This window comes from Fructobacillus sp. EFB-N1 (assembly GCF_001038455.1).
In the GTDB taxonomy this organism is placed as follows: domain Bacteria; phylum Bacillota; class Bacilli; order Lactobacillales; family Lactobacillaceae; genus Fructobacillus; species Fructobacillus cardui.
Genome location: NZ_LDUY01000032.1, coordinates 1 through 11537, shown reverse-complemented (window position 1 = coordinate 11537; position 11537 = coordinate 1). Strand labels below are relative to the sequence as shown.

Genomic DNA, 11537 nt, shown 5'->3' with positions numbered 1-11537 from the left:
CACCAGTCTTTGTCTTATCTGGTTGTTTCATTGCCATTTGTAACTTATATAAGCCATCGTTCAATTCTGGAGTTGGTTTAAATTCAATGTTTTGTCGCATTTCTTTCTCCTAAAAATAAATTGTCTCGACTGAGTAACTTGTTAATTCATCAGAGTCTAAGAACTCTCCTAAATCAGCATCAAGTACATACTGGAACGGATATCCAGTCTTTTTGATATGTTTCAAGAATGCACCTAAGTTAGACTCTTCAATTTCATCAAGGGTTAGTTCACCGTGCTTCCAAACGTTGAGATGATTCTCTGACTGCTTATTGTTGACCCATTCATCATATTCACGTAAGTGTTGGTCAAGGCCATCAGCAACCAAATTGCCTGTTGTTGCCATACTTAGTCCTCCGCTTTTGAAAATCCTGAAACAACTACATCGTTAGTTGCCTGGTCTGTTAGGGACTGTACCAATTCACTAAGTGTGCTAATTAACTCGGATTGTGAGCTAATAACGTCCGCCTGTGATTTAATAATCTCGATATACTTTTCTTGGTCCATTAGTCCTCCCATCCGACTAGATACTCGAATTTAACTCCAAAGTAATCTGTTAATTTCCGCCAGTTTTCAAGTTTTGGTTCTCTATCTCCTCGTTCATAATGAGAAATTGTCTGCCTTGATACACCCAAATAATCAGCAAGTTGATCTTGACCAATATTTTTTTCAGTTCTCAATTGCTTAATGCGGTTCATCGCTCCACCCCACTAGATATGCTGGTGTCACGCCGTAGAACTTAGCTAGTTCTTCCCATGTGGCTAGTTTTGGTTCAATTTTATTGTTTTCATATCTAGATAAATTCACATCACTAATTCCAGTTTTTTCTGAAATTTCTTTGAGCGTTTTACTTTGTTTCTTGCGCATTTTTTTCAATCTGTTTTTACTCATACGTCCTCCGTGGTATACTAGAGGCATAAATTATTTTTCTGGATAAATTTATGCCTAAGCTCGCTCTGCTAAGCGGGCTTTTATTTTGTCTTATTTTTGTCATCTCGTCCCAGCGTGTAGCCAATTTCAAACGCTGATAAGGCAATAACTGCTATGGTGACAATCGTTGTTACAATCGACCACATTTGATTAAATACGCTCATAAATCCCCCTACATCTTCGGCTTGTATCTGGTAATACTGTCTAAGAATTCAGCCACCTTGAATTCAACGTATATTGGCTTTTTACGTCCAGGGATTGGCGCATATGGGGATCCAGGCATTGACAGTATTGAATTGACGTTATCTCTTGTTGTTTCCATGACTTCTGCTAATTCGCCAATGTTGTTAAACACCCTTGAACCATACCGTGATAGTGGTGCTTTTTTCATGATTTCGTCTTCCTTTCTTTTGGTATCCTTTAATTACAGAAGCTAAACCCAGTCCATAAGGAGAATACAATGCTTACAAAAAACGCAGAAATACTACTGAAAAAATTCTTAAGTAATGAATTTGATTATTTTGATTCATTAAGAGAACATATTGCAGAGGGTGAAATATTCAGAAATTCACCACTCCCTGATGACTCAAAAACTGAAATTGCATTAGCAGAATTATTAAATAATGGATACTTGAGCAAGATAGCTAATGCACTGTATTATCCAACAACTGCTGGGAAAACTTATTTTGATTTGATGAAAATCAATAATAAGCATGAATGGAAAAGTGGGTTTTTGATGCCTCTACTATCAGGTTTTACTAGTGGAGTTTTAGTCACTTTATTAACAACATGGCTATTAGGACTACTAAAGTTCCAATCATAAATCCAACGCTGGCTGACAATGGAGCAACCCAATCTGGAACCCTTGGGAACTGTTCATCTTCTTTTTTCATGATTTCGTCTTCCTTTCTTTTGGTATCCTTTAATTACTGGCATTGCAGTGCCTAGTAAATTGAAAGGAGAATATTTATGAATAAATTTATTGTGTATTTTAATATGCCTTTGAATGGGTCTGATGAAAAAAGCATTGAGTCTCGTGGTTTACTTGAAGACTTGGTCGGACAAGGAAATTGGCTTCAGCTAACCGGTGAACTAATCGTTATCAAAACAAAAATGTCATTAAATGATTTTTCTCATGAATTTTTAGAGATGAATCCTCCCCGTGATTTTTTTGTACTTGATGTCCACGACTTTTATTCAAGTTATGATTCAGATTACAAGCGCAACTTGTTTAACGACTTGTAATTCGCTTAGCCAATTCATTCAGAATCGAAGCTAGTTCAGGGTCACCATTAAAGTTCATACCTCTAAAGTAGTTTTCCTGAATAACATTTGAGTCAGCCTTATCGTCTGTCTCTTTTGCATCTATCTCTAGTTGGTATTCTTTAACTTTGTTTGCTAAATGAGTAATTCTTGCAGAAGTGGAGAGTAGTGTATCAGCACTGCTCTTTTTGTTTACATCGATACTGTCGAACATATTTTTAATGTTCTCTAATTCTTGATATAGTTCTTGTTTTTCGTTCATGCTTTCTCCTTTACGCCGTCTGTTCTTGGTTAGCTCCACGAATTGCTAATTCAAGCAAATTATTCGGTTCCCAATTACTCAAGAAACGCTTGCCATCTTCAAAATATTTGCGTGGCAGTGCGTTATAACGTGGCACGCTGAACTGTTGCTTGAAATCTTTGGCAATTGCATGAAATACTTCGCTAGAAAGTTCTTTGTATGCTTGGCTATACTTGCCACCCAAGATTGCAAATACTCGATTGCGGCGCAACTGCAACAGTTCTGATTGTTCCCAACTGCGAATTTCCTGATCGTCTTCAAATTTGTCTAAGCGTTGTTCCAACTTATTCTGCTTATCTTCCTGCTGTTTCAATGCTTCAAACGTTGTCGCTAAGATAGCCATTGGGTCTTTTTGAACTGAATAGCTACCAGTCTTGCGAATGCTTGGCAGGACTTCTGATGTGACCCACTTTTTAAAACGCTTAGCACTATCTAATTCACTACCAAAGATAAGAGCGAACACACCAGACTCATTAATTACAGTCATCTGTTGCTTTCCTCCGGGGGTGTCCAAAACGGACACCCCTTTGTCATCAACTTCGACGTGCGTTCGAATTGCTTTAGCAGTTTGGGAATATCCCAAGGTCTCTGCCACATCTTTCCCTACGAACCAAGGCTCGTTATCAATAAGTACAGTTCGTACTTCGTTACTTTCAAAGTTGAAAGCTTTTACTTCATTCATTTGCTTCTCCTTTTTGATAAAATAAATTTAAATGTCGTCAAGTTAATTTAAGGTAACTCTAACGACAGTTACCTTGATCTAACCATCTAATAATCTGAAATAACTAAAGGGTGTGATAGGTATGAACAATGAAAATTATGCTAACCTAAGCAAAGAAGAAATTGAAGAGCTACAATCTTTGCACTTGTTAAACATTTATTTAGAAGAAAGTTTAATTAAAGGTGATAAGTCGTTTTCTATCCCATTAATCGCTTTCGACGGTATCCTTAGCTACAAAGAACATATTTTAAAGTTTGAAAATACTAACAAACGTTCAATAACTCATACCATCGATTATGTTGAGCGTGTTGTTAAATTTCATATAGATTCATAATTTCTTCTGCACGAATACTAGATAACGTAAATAACCTCTTATTTACGACTAGCAAAGTTGATAGTTCACCTTCAAATGAGTTATCAAGTATAATTTGAGAAACTAGCAAACCATTGTATGGAACAGAGTTAATCATGAACGTTCCAAAATTGGCTCGACCTTGAAACGATATATTCTCTCGAGAATTTTTAATCAACAACAAGACATACTCTTCATTGTTTCTCTGCTCAGCTTCTCTTTTAACTTTTCGATAATGTGTAATCAACATATCAATTGTTGTTGTCATCATTTTTCCTTTATCACTACTGCCGGTAATACAGCCACCTATATGGTGGTTTTTTTGTTGCCGGACACTCGTTGGCTGATTATTGTTAGCTACCTATCTATTTGACTTTCAGGTTGTCAAACACCTTACTTCATTTGCCGTGTTGGCCTTTTACACACTCATTTCCATTTGGTCCGGCGCGTAAAACTTCTTATAGAAGAACTGACGTCCGTACGGCGTGATCAAAACTTGTGGCGTAAATTCAACACCATTTACAGAACCACTCTTCAGCACGAAGAACTTAGGTACATACTTTTTGTATGGTTGCAACTTCCCTCGACTTCCCGACGAACGGTAGAGATACTTGTTGTTCAGCAAGTGATCAATGAACTCGTTTTGCTTAACGTTCATTTCTTTAGCCGCTTCACGAACACCAATAGCTGCGCCAGTTTCAATAAAGACATCGTTCATTTCTGCTTTTGGTGTCAATTCAGCAATCTGTGATTCATAACCAATCAATTTTGAATTGGCGTACTGTAGTGACCGTGACAACATTAGTTCTGGACTATTCCATTGCTTTTCAACTTCAATGAAGTACAGGCGAATTTCACGTCCTTTATCTGTTCCGGACATCATTGCAATTTGCTTAGCGGCATCGACTGTTAGTTGATAATCATTAATTGTCTTGATTCCACCGTATTGATTTTGCTGTGTGGTTACATCCACACACCTAAAATCCACATTTTCGATTAATTGTTTAGAGTTAGTTTCAAACCATTGTTGAAATCGATAACTCTTCTTAACCTCTAGCGCCTGATACAATTCACGAGCGCTGACACTTACCTCACCTTGCTTGTTTGTTTTAATTTTGATGATTTGATTCATGTTTGCCTCCTTTATGCTGTAGCTTGTTCAGTTTTCTGAACTTTAATTGTAAAAAAATAAGATGACATATCTTCATCAGCAATATCTAACACATTGCAAATGTTTAAAATTTCATCTTGTTTGAAAGGTTGTCCCTTCAATTTGTTGGTCATTGTTCCTGCTGAAATTCCAATTTTTCTAGCAAGCGAACTTTGATTGAATCCTTTAGACTTCATTCGACCATACAATCGTTCATAATTGAATTTAATCATTTAATCCTCCTTTCGTTCGTTCAGTTTTTCTGAACAAATTAATAATATCATCACTTTTTTTGTTTTGCAACACCTTTTTCAGATTTTCTGAACTTTTTTTATTTAATAGTTGAGTTTGTCTGAACTTATGTTTATAATAAAGTTATACTAATAAAGGAAGACATAGATATGGACAGTTTTAATCTTCGCCTCAAAGAGGCCATGGAATATAAGAAAGTAAAATCGGCTGAATTATCTAAGTTGACAGGTATTGGTAAATCTTCTATTAGCCAATGGTTGTCTGGGCAATATTCTGCTAAGCAAGATAAAATTTTCATTATTGCTAAGGCTTTGAATGTTAATCCTAGTTGGCTGATTGGAGCAGACGTTCCTATGACAAACGAAAGCACGCCTGAAAAAATATTTAACATTGCTAACCAATTAGATGACGGACATCAAAAAAAGTTATACTATTTTGCTAACGAACAATTAGATGAACAAAACAAAGTCGTCCAATTGCCAACGACAAACACAGTTGAAGTTTACGGCGCTGTTTCGGCTGGTACAGGCGAATACATGGTCGATAACCAACCAGAAGAAGTTGACTACAGTGGCACTGTTCCAGAACACGACTTCGCCGTTACTGTTAATGGTGACTCGATGACTCCCCTGTTCGATGATAAACAAATCATCTTCGTTAAGAAGGCACAGGAAGCTCGTTCAGGGCAGATTGTCATTGCTGACTATGATGGACAGGCATACGTTAAGAAGTTTGTGCATGACAACAACGGTTGCCGTTTGGTATCACTTAACAAGAAGTATCATGACTTACCAATTAACGAAGAGCACGAAATGTCGCTGTTCGGAATTGTAGTCTTATAAGGTGTAATAATGAATGTCGACGAATTAGATCAATACATTAAAGATAATTGCCGAGCTTACGATATTTTCATCGAAAAAGCACGTGAAGACCAAATCGACCGCAATAGTCGGAGAAAAGTGTCCAAACGATTCAACGACGATAAGATGGAACGAGCAGCTCAAAAGTCATGGCACGATGTAGTCGTTAATTTCCATGAAAAATTAAAAAGCGACACTTTAAAAAAAGCCAGTCCCCTACGTTGGAAAAACTTTATTGAAGAGAATGAAATTCTTGAAAGTTTTGAGGACAGCATGGCAGAGCTTGAAATGAGCGAATAAACCGCACAAGCGGTGTACATATTACGTGCAAGACTGAACCACGTTAAAAGCTGATAGGAGAAGCATTATGAGCAAGAAGATTACTGACGAAAACGGCAATACATACGTTCAGAAGAAGCCTTTTTATAAGAAGGCGTGGTTCTGGATTGTTGTCGTATTAGTTGTTGTTATCGGAGGTGCTGGTGCTGGCGGTTCATCAAGCAAAAATGATTCTGGATCATCCTCATCAAAAACAAGCAAAAAGTCTACTCAAAAATGGACTCAAGCTGATTTCGATAGTCTTCAAAAGGGCGACATGATGAACAAAGCACAAGGAGGAGAAAGCCTTAGCTCTATTGAATCAAAGTACGGTAAGCCTTCATCTACTTCAAATTCATCAGTAAACGGAATGGATACACAAATTGCTATCTGGTCAAACACCAATGGCTCACTTGGTTCAAACGTTACATTATCATTTATGAAACAAGACGATGGATCATGGTTGCTTTACTCTGCTGCATCTACTGGATTGAAGTAACAATCGCCCTTTTTGGGCATACATACACGATTAAGGCCACAGGCCTTTTTATTTGTACCTAAATGGAGGAATTATGGCTAGTTTTGTTAAATTAAGCCAAAATAATTGGCGAGCATTCACATCTATAACTGTAAATGGAAAGAAAAAGCGCCCAAGTAAACAAGGCTTCAAAACAAAAAAAGAAGCTCAACTGTGGGCTTCTTCTATCGAATCTGGTGTTATTGAAGTAGAAAAAAATAAATATAAAGACATGTTGTTGTCAGACTATTTCGAATCTTGGGTTGATACGTACAAAAGCAATTTGGAAAGTGGAACTCGGCACCAGTATCAGAATACGCTAGATAATATCATTAAGTATTTGCCAAATGCTTATCTGCTTGAATTTACTCGCTCTGACTTCCAAGCGTTTATTAACGAATTCGGTGAAACACACTCTAAGCAGACTGTGGCGAAGAGAAAAAACCACATTAGCCAGTGCTTGAAAGATGCTTACGCTGACGGCATACTTGATAAAGACCCAACAGTGAGAATTCAACTGACAGGCAGTAACGGTAAGCCTGCAACTGAAAAATTTTTAGAGGCTGACGAACTGGCGAAACTTGACAAGCATATCAAACAACAATTAGATAAGAATGGACATGATGGCGCTTATTTAGCCATTTATATTGCCATTCATACTGGTATGCGAGTAAGCGAGATTATGGCACTCACAGTAAATGATATTGATTTCAAAAAGAAGACAATATCTGTCAATAAAGCTTTAGATCAATTTCGCCGTGTTAAATCAACGAAAACAAAATCAGGAAATCGTATTATCACAATTGATGATAATTTGCTTGAACAACTTAAAAACGTTGATGGTCGCGTGTCTGATGTTAGTTATTACAGTGTGCGAACGTTGCTTCAAAAAACAACTCAATCACTTGGAATTAAAGACATATCATTCCATGGTTTAAGACATTCTCACGGTAGCTTGTTGTTATCAAAAGGTGTTGACATTAAGTACGTTTCAAGGAGATTAGGACACAAGAATATATCAACCACCATTGGAATCTACACGCACCTTTTGGAAGCGCAAAAGGAGACAGAAGAAGAAAAAACAAATAAAATAATGATGTCTATTTTTTAACGTGCAAACCGTGCAAAAAACGTGTAAAAAAATAATAAAAACGTCTGAAAACGTCATAAAACGTCTGAAAAACATATATTTTAAACAAATTAAAAACCGCTATATATAAGGGATTAACGCCGTTTTAAAGCGGTTTTCAATAATTTTTATCAAAAACATAAAATACCTTTTACCGGCATTTTGACGATAAATTTGATTTACTGGAAGTCATGCTCACAGAAGCCTTTCAGCACCTTTTTCAGCATGTTAATATTGATCACTTCAAAGAGTACCCCTTCGAAACCCTGACTGCCTTAGAGTTCGCAGGGCCCCTGGCCACGTTAGACTTTCAATTTTCTGACCCACAATTTCAAGATATCTTTGACAGCTTAATTTTTAAAATCGTCACTCGGATGGCTAGTGACCCTTCTTCGCTTTGGAAATTAGGAAACATGTATATCATCCGCCTCTGGAATCACAATCAGGAAAAACCCTATACACTAGCTGAGGGCTATCAAATTTTCGACCAAATGTACCGCGAGAAAAAATTTCCTGGTGAAAATAATTGTAGAAGAAAAAATTTTTTAAACAAGCAAAAAGCCAGCTCAATTGAGCTGGCTTTTTCTTTATCTTCAATTTTTATAAGCAGAAAAAATTTAAAAGATGTCGGATTTCTTAGTTTTTATTACCCGGGAAAACCCAGTTGGCTTTCCCAAAAATCTTTAGCATCGCTGGCACGAAGAGCAAGCGGATAATAAAGGCATCAAAGAAGATACCAAAGGCTAAGGCCAAGGCCAAAGACTTGATGGTTGGGCTTGGATTCAAAGCAAATGAGCCAAAGACCGCAATCATAATCAAAGCCGCCGTCACCACGATTGGACCGGAGTCCTGCATGGCAACAGTCACTGCCCGGTCGTTATCACCTGTTTTCAGGTATTCCTCACGAGCGCGAGAAACCATAAAGACTTCGTAGTCCATCGCCAAACCAAAGAGAATGGCTGTAACGATAATTGGTAAAAAGGAAAGGACCGGTGCTGCTTTGGCGACGCCAAAGAGTTCCTTCAAGAAACCTTCTTGGATCACCAGTGTGGTGAAGCCAAAGGAAGCCAAGAGTGACAGGCCAAAGCCGGCCATTGCTACCGCTGGGACAATTAAGGAGCGGAAGACGACCATCAACAGGATAAAGGCTAGGACAATAATGGTGAACACAAAGATTGGTGTTGCATTATTAAGCTTCTTCGTAATATCTAAGTTGACGGCGTTAACCCCAGTCAAAGTAATCTTAGCAGCGTACTTTGATTTTGTTGTCTGGTCGGAGTAGTCCTGAATCTTGTGGACCAAATTAGTCGTCTCAACTGCTTCAGAACCCTTCTTTGGGATGATGACTAACATCGCATACTTACCGTCAGCGGAAATCTGATAAGGCTTCGTTGCCTGCTCCATAATCACTTGCTTAATTTGAGAGGCCGCCTGATCCTTTTGTGCCTGGGTTGGCATCTGACCAGTTGTTTGGGCCTGTAAGGCCATCTTTTGTTGGGCTTCTTGTGTCAGTTGCGCTTGCAAGGTCGCTGCCTTTTGCTGGTCAACTGACAATGGCGACAATGTCTTTGTGCCAGAGAGGCTGTTCAAATGGCTGGCAATCTTGGCCACATTGGCTTCGTTGACCGCAGCTGATTTGTCAGTATCTAATTTCACAACGGCAATCAATGGTGAGTTAATTCCCTCACCAAACTTATCGGAAATCATGTCATAAGCCTGGCGCTCCGTCTGCTTTTCTGGCAAAGAGCCGTTGTAGGGCATTCCTAAACGCATATTTTGCGCTGGCAAGCCAATGCCAACCAAAACCAAAACGGCAACAATCACCACCGTCCATGGGTGACCAGTCAAAAACTTCGTAAACTTTGATGGGTTCTTGGCCATGTGTTCAACCGTCTTTGTATTTGGTCGAATAAACTTAGCACAAGCCGCAATCAAAGCTGGCAAGAAGGTCAAGGCGGACAAGACGGCGATAGCGACCGCTACAGCAGCAGCAAAGCCCATGGTTGTCACGAATTCGATGCCGGCAAAAGACAAACCGCAAACGGCGATAATGACCGTCACACCGGCAAAGATAACCGACTTACCGGCTTCGGACAAGGCACTTCCCAAGGCTACCTTTTGATCACCGTTTGTCTCGGCCAAATCAGTCCGATAGCGGTTCAAGATAAAGAGCGCGTAATCGATTCCAACGGCCAAGGCCAACATGACAGACAAAGTCTCGGCAACATTGGCAAGCGTTGCAAAGTTCGTCCCAATAATCACGAGGAACAAGCCAGTAATCAAGCCAACTAGGGCAGAAACGATTGGCATTCCGGCAGTAATAAAGGAACGGAACAATACAAACAACAAAACAAAGGCAATCACAACCCCAATAATTTCTGAAGGACCACCGATTTCAAATGGCTTTAACTGGACGGTTCCAGTATAAGCCACCTTCGTTCCACTTGTCTTCACTCGATCATCAAAGATGGAGCGGATACCGGTAATCGTACTGTGCGCCACCGATGTCGAGTTGGCCTTGAAGGTAATATCGACATAAGTGGTCGTATTATCAGAACTGATAGTGTTGTTGGTATAAGGATTGGCAATGGTTTTGATATCAGAACCATACTTATCCTGAGCTTTAGCGATGGCCTTGGCAACATCTGCCTTTGTTTGGTCATCGGTAATCCCCTTCTGATTTTGAACGACAACCTTTAACGTACCGCTGTTAGGATTCTGATGGAATTCCCGTTCCAGGGTACTCTGGATATTTGTCGATGGCACACCACTAATCGTCAAATTCTGTGAAAAGTGCGAACCAAGACCGATTACACCACCACCGATAAGGACAATGGCTACTAGCCAAATCAGGAAGGTTTTGACTTTATTTTCATAAATCCATTCCCCGAGTTTTTTGAGCATTTCTACCCCTCCTTTTTAATCATCACTAATATTTTAGTAAGGAATTTAGAAGATTTGAAGAGTCAAAAAATGTTACACTGTTCTAAAATGAAACAAAAACAAAAAAATGTTGCTTTTAAGCGAGGTGGAAAACTTTTATGGAAAATAAACGCTATGATTTAATGCACCGCCACCTGCTGATGACTGCCGGAAAATTGCTCCATGACATCCCCTTTTCCAAAATAAAAGTGAAGGAAATTTGCGTCGCTGCCGAGATTAACCGCAACACTTTTTATCGTCACTTTGTGGATAAGTATGAACTTTTAGATGAATTGTTAAACACAAGTGTCCAATCAATCTATACGACACTTGACATTGATAAGTTTAAAAAATACCCCTTTGAAACGATTAAAGCCTTTCACTTTGATGGCACCATTGAGGTTTTAGAATTTCAATTACAAGACCGTACATTTGAGGACCTATTTTATAAGTCAATTTTTAAAGCCCTCTCGACCGTCACAACGGACCAAAAACTCCTCTGGTTGGTCGGTAACCTCTACGTTGTCCAGCTGTGGAATACCAACCGTGACGTCCCCTATGATTTACGCCGTGACTACCATATTCTTGACCAAATCGTTACTACCAAGCAGTTCCCACCGGCTGAAACGAACGGTCCCCTCAATTAAAAAACGCTCAACAGCTGACCTTACTCTGCAAGCTAACTTTGCTTACAGAGGATGGCCAAGTAGTTGGACGTTTTTTTAAAAGGCAGATTACAAGTTTAATTCGAACAACTCCGAAAAACTTCTAGTGGCGTCTGGT

Annotated in this window: 21 protein-coding genes; 10 read left to right on the top strand and 11 right to left on the bottom strand. The window is 38.9% G+C overall.

Translation table 11 applies throughout. The features are described 5' to 3' along the window. Positions 1 to 109: 109 nt before the first annotated feature. The 5 genes from FEFB_RS07385 to FEFB_RS09095 all read right to left on the bottom strand — a co-directional run bounded on the left by FEFB_RS07385 (position 110) and on the right by FEFB_RS09095 (position 1133). Positions 110 to 385 carry a hypothetical protein gene (locus FEFB_RS07385; RefSeq protein ID WP_047975607.1) on the bottom strand — a complete coding sequence of 92 codons (276 nt, stop codon included), beginning with the start codon at positions 383 to 385 and terminating at the stop codon, positions 110 to 112. 2 nt (positions 386 to 387) lie between these two features. After that, positions 388 to 546, bottom strand: coding sequence for a hypothetical protein (locus tag FEFB_RS08825; protein ID WP_161795114.1), 159 nt, complete (start codon positions 544 to 546; stop codon positions 388 to 390). Next, positions 546 to 737 carry a helix-turn-helix transcriptional regulator gene (locus tag FEFB_RS07380; protein ID WP_047975606.1) on the bottom strand — a complete coding sequence of 64 codons (192 nt, stop codon included), beginning with the start codon at positions 735 to 737 and terminating at the stop codon, positions 546 to 548. Before FEFB_RS07380 ends, FEFB_RS08825 begins: the two co-directional genes overlap by 1 nt. Then, positions 724 to 930 (bottom strand): helix-turn-helix domain-containing protein, encoded by a 207-nt coding sequence (locus tag FEFB_RS07375; protein ID WP_047975605.1) that lies wholly within the window; start codon positions 928 to 930, stop codon positions 724 to 726. The genes FEFB_RS07380 and FEFB_RS07375 overlap by 14 nt, the downstream gene beginning before the upstream one ends. Positions 931 to 1010: 80 nt before the next feature. Further along, positions 1011 to 1133: a hypothetical protein gene (locus FEFB_RS09095; protein WP_255360192.1), complete on the bottom strand. Its 123-nt coding sequence runs from the start codon at positions 1131 to 1133 to the stop codon at positions 1011 to 1013. A 57-nt stretch (positions 1134 to 1190) separates the two neighbouring features. Between FEFB_RS09095 and FEFB_RS08820 the strand changes: the two genes are divergently transcribed. The 3 genes from FEFB_RS08820 (at position 1191) to FEFB_RS07360 (ending at position 2214) form a co-directional block, all read left to right on the top strand. After that, entirely contained in the window at positions 1191 to 1406 is a 216-nt protein-coding gene (locus tag FEFB_RS08820) for a hypothetical protein (protein WP_161795113.1), read from the top strand. Between the two features lie 23 nt (positions 1407 to 1429). After that, on the top strand, positions 1430 to 1792 hold the full coding sequence (locus tag FEFB_RS07365) for a hypothetical protein (RefSeq protein ID WP_047975603.1): 363 nt from the start codon (positions 1430 to 1432) through the stop codon (positions 1790 to 1792). Between the two features lie 146 nt (positions 1793 to 1938). Beyond that, the gene (locus FEFB_RS07360) at positions 1939 to 2214 is read left to right on the top strand and encodes a hypothetical protein (protein ID WP_047975602.1); all 276 of its coding nucleotides are present in this window, start codon (positions 1939 to 1941) and stop codon (positions 2212 to 2214) included. Here the strand turns inward: FEFB_RS07360 and FEFB_RS07355 are convergent. After that, positions 2201 to 2494 (bottom strand): hypothetical protein, encoded by a 294-nt coding sequence (locus tag FEFB_RS07355; RefSeq protein WP_047975601.1) that lies wholly within the window; start codon positions 2492 to 2494, stop codon positions 2201 to 2203. The two genes, FEFB_RS07360 and FEFB_RS07355, sit on opposite strands and share 14 nt — an antisense overlap. A 10-nt stretch (positions 2495 to 2504) precedes the next feature. Then, positions 2505 to 3215 carry an ORF6C domain-containing protein gene (locus tag FEFB_RS07350; RefSeq protein ID WP_047975600.1) on the bottom strand — a complete coding sequence of 237 codons (711 nt, stop codon included), beginning with the start codon at positions 3213 to 3215 and terminating at the stop codon, positions 2505 to 2507. A gap of 121 nt (positions 3216 to 3336) precedes the next feature. Between FEFB_RS07350 and FEFB_RS07345 the strand changes: the two genes are divergently transcribed. Continuing rightward, positions 3337 to 3588 carry a hypothetical protein gene (locus tag FEFB_RS07345; protein ID WP_047975599.1) on the top strand — a complete coding sequence of 84 codons (252 nt, stop codon included), beginning with the start codon at positions 3337 to 3339 and terminating at the stop codon, positions 3586 to 3588. Here the strand turns inward: FEFB_RS07345 and FEFB_RS07340 are convergent. The 3 genes from FEFB_RS07340 to FEFB_RS07330 form a co-directional block, all read right to left on the bottom strand. Beyond that, complete coding sequence (locus FEFB_RS07340) at positions 3566 to 3874, bottom strand: hypothetical protein (RefSeq protein ID WP_047975598.1); 309 nt, start codon at positions 3872 to 3874, stop codon at positions 3566 to 3568. The genes FEFB_RS07345 and FEFB_RS07340 overlap by 23 nt on opposite strands. 150 nt (positions 3875 to 4024) lie before the next feature. Then, entirely contained in the window at positions 4025 to 4738 is a 714-nt protein-coding gene (locus FEFB_RS07335; protein WP_047975597.1) for a phage antirepressor KilAC domain-containing protein, read from the bottom strand. Positions 4739 to 4749: 11 nt separating this feature from the next. Further along, entirely contained in the window at positions 4750 to 4989 is a 240-nt protein-coding gene (locus tag FEFB_RS07330) for a DUF739 family protein (protein WP_047975596.1), read from the bottom strand. A gap of 168 nt (positions 4990 to 5157) precedes the next feature. On the opposite strand from FEFB_RS07330, the gene FEFB_RS07325 reads away from it, so the two are divergent. The 5 genes from FEFB_RS07325 to FEFB_RS08645 all read left to right on the top strand — a co-directional run bounded on the left by FEFB_RS07325 (position 5158) and on the right by FEFB_RS08645 (position 8548). Next, on the top strand, positions 5158 to 5850 hold the full coding sequence (locus FEFB_RS07325) for an XRE family transcriptional regulator (protein WP_047975595.1): 693 nt from the start codon (positions 5158 to 5160) through the stop codon (positions 5848 to 5850). Positions 5851 to 5859: 9 nt separating this feature from the next. After that, complete coding sequence (locus tag FEFB_RS07320) at positions 5860 to 6168, top strand: hypothetical protein (protein WP_047975594.1); 309 nt, start codon at positions 5860 to 5862, stop codon at positions 6166 to 6168. A 67-nt stretch (positions 6169 to 6235) separates the two neighbouring features. Next, on the top strand, positions 6236 to 6685 hold the full coding sequence (locus FEFB_RS07315; RefSeq protein ID WP_053068982.1) for a hypothetical protein: 450 nt from the start codon (positions 6236 to 6238) through the stop codon (positions 6683 to 6685). 73 nt (positions 6686 to 6758) lie between these two features. After that, positions 6759 to 7814 carry a tyrosine-type recombinase/integrase gene (locus FEFB_RS07310; protein WP_047975593.1) on the top strand — a complete coding sequence of 352 codons (1056 nt, stop codon included), beginning with the start codon at positions 6759 to 6761 and terminating at the stop codon, positions 7812 to 7814. 209 nt (positions 7815 to 8023) lie between these two features. After that, positions 8024 to 8548: a hypothetical protein gene (locus FEFB_RS08645; RefSeq protein WP_152666253.1), complete on the top strand. Its 525-nt coding sequence runs from the start codon at positions 8024 to 8026 to the stop codon at positions 8546 to 8548. Here the strand turns inward: FEFB_RS08645 and FEFB_RS07305 are convergent. Beyond that, complete coding sequence (locus FEFB_RS07305; protein ID WP_047975592.1) at positions 8469 to 10736, bottom strand: MMPL family transporter; 2268 nt, start codon at positions 10734 to 10736, stop codon at positions 8469 to 8471. The genes FEFB_RS08645 and FEFB_RS07305 overlap by 80 nt on opposite strands. A 137-nt stretch (positions 10737 to 10873) precedes the next feature. Between FEFB_RS07305 and FEFB_RS08330 the strand changes: the two genes are divergently transcribed. After that, complete coding sequence (locus FEFB_RS08330; RefSeq protein ID WP_053068981.1) at positions 10874 to 11401, top strand: TetR/AcrR family transcriptional regulator; 528 nt, start codon at positions 10874 to 10876, stop codon at positions 11399 to 11401. Positions 11402 to 11537 lie beyond the last annotated feature (136 nt).